General features: G+C 43.1%; 3 protein-coding genes. All 3 read left to right on the top strand.

Translation table 11 applies throughout. The annotated features are described in order from the left end of the window. Window positions 1–473: 473 nt before the first annotated feature. Complete coding sequence (locus DK188_RS21025; protein WP_111672833.1) at window positions 474–2,261, top strand: tetratricopeptide repeat protein; 1,788 nt, start codon at window positions 474–476, stop codon at window positions 2,259–2,261. 100 nt (window positions 2,262–2,361) lie between these two features. After that, a complete protein-coding gene (locus DK188_RS21795; RefSeq protein ID WP_262512141.1) occupies window positions 2,362–2,496 on the top strand; it encodes a hypothetical protein in 135 nt (44 codons plus the stop codon). A gap of 2 nt (window positions 2,497–2,498) precedes the next feature. After that, the coding region (locus tag DK188_RS21020) for a PKD domain-containing protein (RefSeq protein ID WP_111672832.1) at window positions 2,499–9,089 on the top strand (6,591 nt) is incomplete at its 3' end.

Here is a 9,089-nt window from a genome sequence, read left to right as displayed (position 1 = left end):
TCAACATTGAACCCTTAACCCTCAACCTTTACCAATTCAACATTCAAGGTTCCCCATTCTTTTAACCATTCATCCTTCACTTTAAACTTTACACTTTTAACCTCATTCCTCATTCAACATTGAACCCTTAACCCTAAACCTTTACCAATTCAACATTCAAAGTTCCCCATTCTTTTAACCATTCATCCTTCACTTTAAACTTTACACTTTTAACCTCATTCCTCATGCAACATTGAATTCTTAACCTTCAACATTTAACCTTCAAGGTTCCCCATTTTTTAACCGTTCCGCCTTCACTTTAACCTCTTCACTTTAACCTTTACACTTTTAACCTCATTCAACATTGAACTCTTAACCCTCAACATTTAACCTTCAAGGTTCCCCATTATTTAACCGTTCCGCCTTCACTTTAAACTCTTCACTTTGACCCCAGAAGGTATTTCCCCTGAGATTGAAATTTTTATCAAATAACTTTGATTTCAACAGAAAAGATTACTTTTTTAGGCGTGAGAAACGCTGAATTTGCCCCTTCAAAGGCCGACGTAGGTGGATTGTTTTTTATCCTTATCCACTTTTTGCTTTTCCCTACAAGCGGATTTGCACAATATGCTGAACTGCTGCATAAGCCTCACATTGAGCAAAAAGAGATCCTTTCTAAATTGTATTACAGTGCCAATCACGGGGGTATCACTTTGGAAGGATTGGCAGACACCCTAGCTGGTATGCGCCAGCTTGGTATTAGAGAAAAAGATCCAAACCTACTTCAGGAAGCAGATCTTTTGGAGGCTTTTTATAAAGTTTTCAATCGTCTCGAACCTGTTGAAATGCTGATTAAAGTACAGCAGGAAAGTGAGGCTAAGGGATTTCACTACATTTCCAGTAGAGCAGCTAACGGGATTGCTTCCGTTTATTGGGACCAGCAGGAGTTTGAAAAGTCTATCCGCTGGCACCTGATTTTGGATGATTTGATCACGGATATGAGCATAGAGGACTTTCCGGATAAAGCTGTTTTCCTTCAACAGATTGGTAACGACTTTCTTTTTTTTGGAGATTATCCAAAAGCTATTTCCTATTTCAGGCGGGTAGCTGAGTTGCCACTTGTAGCCGAATTGCCTCTGGATGAGTATTACATCTATGCTTATCGGCATGCCTTCAATAATCTGGGGCTTTCCTACCGGGAAATCGGAAAGCTGGACAGTTCGGACTTCTATTTCGAAAAGCTCCTGATTCATGCGGATTCGACCTCAGATCAATGGGTAGGTATAGCCTCTGGCAATCTGGGATACAATTATTTTCTGAAAGGGGAACTTCAGGAGGCAATTCCTTTTCTGGAGAAAGATATTCTTCTGGCCGAACGCTTTGAGGACTTTGGGCTCGCAGTAGGATCATGCCTGCCTTTGGCTGATATCTATGTCCAACAAGGCAATCTCCCTAAAGCCAAAACCTATATTGATAAAGCTTTGGAATACATTACCCGCTCAGGTCAGACAGACCGATTTGCAAAGCTGTATCCTGTCATGAGCAAATGGGAAGCAGCTATGAATCATCCTCAACTGGCTACCGCTTACTTGGATTCAGCCCTGATTTACCAGAAGAGGGTCAATGAAAAATTCAGTGCGCTGCAGCTTATGCGTGCAAATCAGGAGGTGATGGCCAGTCGAAAGGAAAAGGAGATTCAAATCCTCAATGATCAGGCAGAAAAGAATAAGGTGATCCGGAATTTCATCATCGGAGGTCTAGCAGTTTTACTTGTCGGATTTCTCGTAGTGTACCGGATCAGGGAAGAACGAAATAGGGCAGAACAAAAGCTGAAAACCATCGCACTGGACAAGGCAAACCTGGAACTGGAAAATGCCAGAAATCTTCTGAAAATCTATATCCAAAAAATCAACAGCAACTCCAGAATCATTCAGTCATTGGAAGATTCCCCTCCCTCAGAAGAACAGCAGGGATTAATTAATGAACTGAAATTGAGTACCATTTTGACCGAGTCCGATTGGGATACTTTTCAGCGACAGTTTGATAAAGTTTTTCCCAACCTGATCAGAGATTTAAGTTCGAAATACCCCAATCTTTCTCCAGCTGAGATGCGTTTTCTTTTGCTTAATAAACTGGAAATGCCATCGGTGGAAATCGCAAATGCGCTTGGAGTTTCACCGGCTTCCCTTCGGGTGACCTGGCATAGAATCCGAAAAAAATTGGATTTACCCAAAGACTTTCCATTTTCGAGTTTTTTCGAAAAGTACTTTTCTGAAGCCTAAAGGCCGATTTTTTCTTTTGTAACAGCTTTGTAACGCTGGTTTAAGCCAAATTTTTAGCTGTAGGGACTATGTTTAAGTTGTTAGTCTCTATTCTTTTTAAATGTCAAAACGCCAAGCAACCATACTGTGGACCATTTTTTTGGTCGTCCTGATCGGGGTCTTGGTGCACTGGTTTTTTGAGAAAAAGGAGATTGAAATCAAAAAGAATATCCAAGAAATCGAATCACAAAATTGACTATGGAATCAAGTTCTACTGGTATAGCAAGAGACGAAAATCTGTCTTTGGAAATAAATAAAAGCAAATGTTGCTTTTTGATTTTTATAGGACTACTAGTCACCTTTTTCAATCAAGGGGCTTTCTCCCAAGGAACTAATTTTGAAGAACTAGACCAGATTTTTGAAGGTGTTTCTTATTCATCTGTTGCTTGGGGAGATTATGACAGTGATGGGGATTTGGATTTTTTATTGACTGGATATAACTCAAGTAATGTTGCTGTAAGTAAGATTTACAAAAATGAGGGGGGTGTCTTTGTTGACTTAGGAGCAGGGCTGACTGGTGTTTATGAATCGGCTGTTGCTTGGGGCGATTATGACGGGGATGGGGATCTGGATATTTTACTGACAGGTAACAATTCAAGTGATGTTCCAGTAAGTAAAATTTACAGAAATGATAATGGAAACTTTGTGGATATAGCCTCAGGCCTACCTGGAGTACGTTTCTCATCGGTAGACTGGGGAGATTATGACAATGACGGGGATTTGGATATCCTGTTGACTGGCCTAAACAGCGGGAGACCCTTTAGTGAGGTATTTCGAAATGATAATGGGGTTTTTATGGGCATAGAAGCAGGTCTTTTAGGTGTTTTTTATAGTTCAGTTGCTTGGGGGGATTACGATGGTGATGGTGATTTAGATATTTTACTGACTGGGTCTAGAGATAAAACCACTGCTCTATTCACCAAAATTTATCGAAATGATGCAGGGGTTTTCACTGAAGTGCCAAGCGGTATGGAAAGTGTGGCGTTGTCTTCTGTGGCTTGGGGAGATTACGACGGAGATGGAGATTTGGATGTTTTGTTGACTGGAGCAGTTGGTTCTGGTGGACAAAATATCAGCAAGGTCTATAGAAATGATGAAGGGATTTTCAATGATATTGAGGCCGAATTGACAGATGTGCTGTGGTCTTCAGCAGCCTGGGGCGATTATGATGGAGATGGTGACTTGGATATCTTACTTTCCGGGAGGATTTCCGATACTCAATTAATCAGCAGGATTTACAGAAATGACTCCGGAGTATTTACCGATATAGCAGCAGGACTGACAGGAGTTTATCAATCTTCAGTTGCTTGGGGAGACTACGACGGGGATGGTGACCTGGATATTCTTTTGACAGGATCAAATTCCGGAGGTAATCCAATAAGTAAGGTTTACAGGAATAATTCTGTAGAAAATGGGACTACCTATCAAGCGCCTTCCGCTCCAACTTCTTTAACTACTTCAGTTGACATCCCAGTAATGAAGGTTGTGTTAGGGTGGGAATCAGCTACAGATAACACTACCAGCCCGAATTCACTCAGTTATAATATTTATATCCGGCAAATCGGAACCACTACCTACCGACCAAGTAGTCAAAGCCTGCTTTCCAATGGCTGGAGATTAGTTGCGGAAATGGGTAATGCGCAATTGGGACTTGAATATATCTGGAACTTAACTGACGAAGACTTAGGCAAAACGTTTGAATGGAGAGTCCAGGCGATTGATAACAGTTTTTCGGGTGGAGAATTTTCTGAAACTGCCAACTTCACACTGGATATAATTAATCCAAGTGAAGGGAATATCCTATATGTAGATCAGTCTGCTACCGAAAGTTTTGGAACTGGTGACTCATGGGAAAATGCAGTGATCCAGCTTTCGGATGCGCTCAACTGGGCAAAACTAAATTGGGTTGAGCGTGAGGACGTTTTGAAAATTTATGTAGCGGAAGGGACTTATTTTCCAACTGAGGATTTGGATGCCTCCCTTTCTTTTCACCTGACTTCAAAGGTTGAGGTATATGGTGGATTCCCAGCCGGAGGAAGTGAATTTGAGTCACGGGACTGGGAGGAAAATAAGACCATCCTGAGCGGTGATATCATACAGCGCCGTAATGGCCTTTTGGAAAACCCCATTTCTACTGTGGTGGGACATTCGTACCATGTCGTCGATGGATCGGATACAGATGAGTCTGCGATTTTGGATGGGTTCCATATCACCGCTGGCTATTCAATTACAGGAAGCTCTACAAGAATCGAAGATGGGGCGGGAATGATCAATGAAAACGGAAGCCCAACCCTTTACAATCTCTTGTTTATTGGTAATCGAGCTGGGAGAAATGGGGGAGGAATGTTGAATTCACAAGGAAGCTCTCCAACGCTTTTCAATGTGACTTTTCAGAATAACTCAGCAAATAGTGGAGGAGGGATAGCCAATATTTCAGGTAATCCAAAACTGGATCAGGTCAGGTTTATTGGTAATGGTGTTAGTTCCAGTGGAGGGGGAATTTACAATCTCAATGGCAGCTCACCGATTATCACTAATTCTGAATTTAGAGGTAATATCTCCCGTGGAGGGATTTCCGGTATCCAAGGAGGAGGTGGTATGTATAATGCAGGAGGAAGTAACGGAGGAGAGCCAATTCTTAACAATGTACTTTTCAGCGGAAATCAAGGAGTTACAAATTCCCTTAACCCCGCCCGTGGCGGCGCTATTTTAAATAATAATGCAAGTCCTATACTTACCAATGTGACCATCAGCGGAAACGAAGCCTCATCAGGCGGAGGGATATTTAATACTCAGCCGACCTCCAATCCAAAAATCAGGAATACGGTCATTTGGAACAATAAAGACAACACAGGAATCGGAACAGCTACTGCAGGATTGAATGATTTCAATGGTTCTGTTTCCTCGGTTGAATACAGCCTCATTCAGGGTTTAACTCCTGCTGGAGAGGGGAATTTGGATGGCACACTTGCTGCAAATGATCCCCTATTTGTAGCCCCAATTACTGATTTCACTACCTTACCTGCTACAGGAGGAGATTTTAGTCTGCAAGGTACAAGCCCGGTTATTAATAGAGGAGATCCGAATACCGATCTTTCCAATTTCCCCGGTGGACCGGACAATTCGATTGATCTGGCAGGAAATCCAAGGCTGGATGCAGTGGTCATTGATTTAGGCGCTTTTGAATTTCAAGGAGCTCAGGCACCGATAAAACCTAGTGAAAATAATATTCTATTCGTAGATCAGGACGCAACTGGAAATGGTGAAGGTAGCTCCTGGGAAAATGCCGTCCCAGAACTGCGGGATGCTCTGGAATGGGCTCAAGATTGGCGCGGTATCAATAAACTCCAAATCTGGGTAGCTGAGGGAATTTACCTGCCAACTGATGATGGAAGCAGCCGCTCAGCAACCTTTCAACTGGTCAATAAGGTGGAAATTTATGGGGGCTTTGCAGGCACGGAAAGCACCCTAGATGAGAGGGACTGGGAAACAAATATTGCCATCCTTAGCGGTGACATAGACGAGAATGATACCAAGACAGATGGCGTTGTCTCCGACACAGATAATATCACAGGAACTAACAGCTACCATGTGGTTACCGGCAATGGGACAGCTAACACGGCCTTAATTGACGGCTTTACCATTACGGCGGGATTATCAAATGGAATTGAACCGAATGAAAGAGGCGCAGGGGTGTTTATCTCTAATGGAAGCCCTTCACTAAACAATCTCAAAATTATTGGCAATAATGCTGAAATTGGAGGAGGGATGTTAATCATTGAAGGTAATCCCACTCTTAATAATGTACTAGTTAAGAATAACCAAGCAAGAGAATTTGGTGGAGGCCTCGCAATTGGTCAAGCCAGCTTTCCAGTGCTTACTATCGTTGTATTTTCTGGGAACAGTTCAAATGCTGGAGGTGGGATATATACTAATGGATCTGCCAAACCTATCTTGAAAGGCGTTCTGTTTGTAGACAACAGCGCTGAATTTGGGGGTGGGATGTTTAATTTAAGTAGTTCCCCTTCTTTAACTAATGTTACTTTTACAAGAAACTCGGCGGATAGAGGAGGTGCTTTATATAATTCGGTGGATCTTCCTTCTAATTCTAGTAACCCAATCCTGGTCAATGTGATCTTATGGGGGGATTCGGCGCCTAATGGACCTGAGATTTTTAATACTTCGCTGGCCACTCCAATCATCTCCAATAGCTTGATTAAAGGATCTGGCGGTAGTGAAAGTTGGAATTCAGCTTTTGGTACGGATGCTGGTGATAACCTCGATGCCGATCCGCAGTTTACTGATCCGGAAAACGGTGATTATACCCTACTAAGTACAAGTCCGGCAATTGATGCAGGCGATCCGGATACCGACCTATCCAATTTCTCCGGTGGGCCTGACAGTCCCATTGACTTGTCTGGAAACCCAAGGGTATTTGGAGGCGTCATCGATTTGGGAGCCTATGAATCACAGCAAATCCCACAGACTATTACATTTAATTCCCCACCATCTTTAACCTACGGCGATAGCGGTGTTGGTTTTGATGTAAGCACTCCTTCCGGTTTGCCGGTCAAATATGCGGTAGCACTCAATGAATTTATCAGCGTGACTCCAGATGGCACAGGATTAAATGCCATGAAAGCAACCGAGACATTGATTGAAATTACAGTATCTGTGGCCGGAAATGATGAGTTTGAACCTATAAGTACTAAAGTATCCATCCCTGTCAAAAAATTGCAATTGGAAATTGGAGGACCTATTCTTTCTCCAAAACCTTTCGATGGAAACCTTAACGCAATAGTAGAGGCAGGACCGTTTTTGAATTTAGTAGAAGGGGATGAACTCGTGCTTACTCCAAGCGGCACTTATGATAATCCCAATGTTGGAACAGGAAAAACGGTTACGGTTACCTATGCGCTTTCGGGTACCGATGCTTCCAATTACCTAGCTCCAATTCCTTTTGTCAGCAATCAAGGAGAAATCACTCCGGCAATCCTAACAGGAATCACTTTCGAAGATGGGAGTTTTGAATTTGACGGCACGGAAAAGTCATTGGCCATCAGTGGAACTTTGCCAGAAGGTGCTTCTGTAGCCTATACCAACAATGGCAGAACTCAGGTAGGTTCACAGGAAGTAACTGCGACGATTTCAGGAACTAATTATACGACCTTGGTTTTGACAGCCGAACTGACCGTTTTGCCGGCTGAATGCTCGACAGAGGCCGATTTCAGATTATCCCCTGTTGTGGCTTGTTCTGCAACTGTAACTGTTTTCTTTGACGACCGATCCACAGATGCCAATACCTGGTTCTGGGAATTTGGAGACGGTAGAACAAGTACTTCTAGAAACCCTATTGTTAGCTATACATCATTTGGAGAATTTACTGTTCGGCTGACCGCAAGCAATTCAATCACTGGATGTACTTCGATCATAGAAAAAGTATTTTCGAACCAGCCAGTCTCTGCTGACTTTACCGCAAATACCAAGTTTGGCTGCGGGCCATTGACAGTGAACTTTGAAGATCAATCTGAAGGTGCCACCACTTGGTCATGGGATTTTGGGGACGGAACAACTTCTACTGAACAGAATCCTTCGCATACCTATCAGGCTACCGGAACGTTTACCGTTACACTTAGTGTAAATACTGGAACTAGTTGTACTGATACAAAAACCATTTCGAATTATATCCAGGTTATCGGGCCTTCAGTAGAATTCACTTCCGATATTACAAAAGGTTGCGGACCTCTGGAGGTTTCATTCACGGATCAGTCAAGGGCTTCAGCTCCTATTATTTCCTACAACTGGGATTTTGGAGATGGAAAAACCTCAAGCGAAAGGAATCCTATCCATACCTATGAAAGTGCTGGGATTTTCACTGTTACGCTTACCGTTCGGGATTTGGATGGCTGTTCAAGGACCTTGACAAAAGCTGATTTGATTCAAGTTCAGGCAGTGGATTTTGAATTCACAGACCTTAGTGACGTCTCTTGTTTTGATGGATCAGATGGAACAGTCAGTATTCAAATTTTAGAAGGAACTGGACCATTTACCTACCTGTGGTCAAATGAGCAGACTTCTTCCACTGCAACGGGCCTGAAAGAAGGAACCTATTCGGTGACCGTCACCGATGCCAGTGGTTGCCAGAAGACCAAAGAGATAACGATTTCTGCTCCAGCCCAGGCAATCCCTGCAACCGATCCTGCAATCCAGGTTACTGCTACCACTGCGGTTCTAGGGGGAAGTATCAGTTCAGGCTTGGATTGTGTACAGGAAGTCGGTGTGGTATATTCCTTGGCTTCAGATCCAACCGTTTCGGATGCCAAGGTAGCAATGAGTCTTGCAGGCAATACCTTTAGCAATACCGTTACGGGATTGGCTATCAATACCACATATTTTGTAAGGTCCTATAGCATAAACCAGAATGGATTCATTTCCTATGGTGACAACCAATCCTTCACTACGCTTCAAAAAGTTCTGGAAATAAAAGTGGAGGAAAGCCAGAGTAAAGTCTTTGGAGAACCTGACCCTATTCTGCTCTATACAGTCTCTGGATTTGAAGGAACAGACGATGTGTCCCTGCTCACGGGTGAATTGGAAAGGGAAGATGGTGAGGATATTGGGCTATATCCAATTAAGTTGGGAACCTTGGAGGCCGGCCCGAATTACACGATTGAGTTCACAGGCGCTGACTTTGAGATTACTCCAGCGACGATTACCGGAATCACCTTTGCAGACGGAAGCTTTATCTTCGACGGCACGGCTAAGTCTTTGGCGATCTCCGGTAACCTT

It is taken from the genome of Algoriphagus litoralis (assembly GCF_003259255.1).
Taxonomy (GTDB): Bacteria; Bacteroidota; Bacteroidia; order Cytophagales; family Cyclobacteriaceae; genus Algoriphagus; species Algoriphagus litoralis.
The sequence above is the reverse complement of the archived record's forward strand: the minus strand, read 5'-3'. Positions and strand labels throughout refer to the sequence as shown.